This window comes from Stenotrophomonas sp. HMWF003, assembly GCF_003061285.1.
GTDB classification, from domain to species: Bacteria; Pseudomonadota; Gammaproteobacteria; order Xanthomonadales; family Xanthomonadaceae; genus Stenotrophomonas; species Stenotrophomonas maltophilia_AP.
Window position 1 is genome coordinate 1 of sequence record NZ_QAIW01000289.1, and the last position, 1,431, is coordinate 1,431.

Consider the following 1,431-nt stretch of genomic DNA (forward strand, 5'->3'; position numbering starts at 1 on the left):
GTGCAATGGCGATGAGCACCACCGAAACCGCCGCCAGGGCGAACATGCTGCGCCACCCCAGCCATTGCGCGACCAGCCCGCTGGCCACGCGTGAGAGCAGAATGCCCAGCAGCAATCCGGTCATCACCTTGCCCACCACGCTGCCGCGTTCGGCCGCCGGTGCCAGGCTGGCCGCAGCGGGTACGACGTCCTGGGCCAGCGTCGCGGTCACGCCGATCAGCAGGCTGGCCAGCAGCAGGGTCGGCAGGCTGCCGGCGAGTGCGGCCCCGGCCAGCATCAGCGCCAGCAACACGGCCTTGGCCAGGATCAGCCGGCGCCGGTCGAAGCGGTCACCCAGTGGGGCCAGCAGCAGGATCCCCAGTGCGTAGCCCAACTGGGTCAGCGTGGGCACCATGCCGGTGGCGGCGGGAGCAGCGCCCAGGTCAGGTCCGATCACCCCCAGCATCGGCTGGCTGTAGTAGATCGAGGCGACCGAGAAGCCGGCCCCGGCCGCCATGGCCAGGATCAGGCGCGGCGCAACGGCGTGCGTGGCTGGCGCCGCGGCGGGGATATGCACGGTAGACATAAAGGAGTTCCAGGCGGGAAGACGATGACGCCAGCATCGGCCTTGAAGATCCGCGCGTGTAGTAGGCTGGCGCACATATCGCCTATACGCCACCCGCATGACCACTCCAGCCAACGCCGCCGGTGCCGACCGTATCGACCTGCTGCGTACCTTCGTCCGCATCGTTGAAAGTGGCAGTCTCTCGGCGGCCGCGGTGCAACTGGGCACGACCCAGCCCACCGTGAGCCGCCGCCTGCAGGCGCTGGAGCGGGTGTTCGGCCTGCAACTGCTCAAACGCTCCACCCACCGCATGACGCTCACCGACGACGGCCAACGCTGCTTCGTACATGCGCAATCGCTGGTCGCCGACTGGGACGCGATCCAGGCCGACCTGCGTGGCGAAGTGGACGTGCCGCGCGGGCGCCTGCGCGTGGTGGTGCCGCACGCCTTCGGGCAGGCCCAGTTGCTGGAGCCGATGCTGCAGTTCCTGGCGCGCTACCCGCAGGTCACCCTGGAGTGGATGCTGGAAGACCGCCATCCCGACTTCATCGCCGAGGGCATCGACTGCGCGATCCGGGTGGGGGCAGTGGACGCCCCGCACCTGGTTGCCGTGCCACTGGCCGAAGTGCCGCGCATTGCGGTGGCCGCGCCGGTCCTGGTCGGCGCGGCCGACGTGCACGATCCCGCGTTGCCGGGTTCGCTGCCCTGGATCGCGCTGACCACCTACTACCGCGAGCGCGTCACCCTGCTGGCGGGCGACGGCGGCCCTGCGCTGCAGGTCGACATCCAGCCGCGGCTGCTCACCGACAACCTGTTCGTGGTGCGCCAGGCCGCGCTGTCCGGATTGGGCGCGGCGGTAGTGTCGGCGTGGCTGGTCAGTGATGACC

General features: G+C 70.1%; 2 protein-coding genes. One reads left to right on the forward strand and one right to left on the reverse strand.

What is annotated here, in order from left to right:
- On the reverse strand, positions 1-565 hold a 565-nt coding region (locus DBR34_RS11940; protein WP_258223854.1), incomplete at its 3' end, for an MFS transporter.
- Between the two features lie 97 nt (positions 566-662).
- On the opposite strand from DBR34_RS11940, the gene DBR34_RS11945 reads away from it, so the two are divergent.
- On the forward strand, positions 663-1,431 hold a 769-nt coding region (locus DBR34_RS11945; protein WP_258223855.1), incomplete at its 3' end, for a LysR family transcriptional regulator.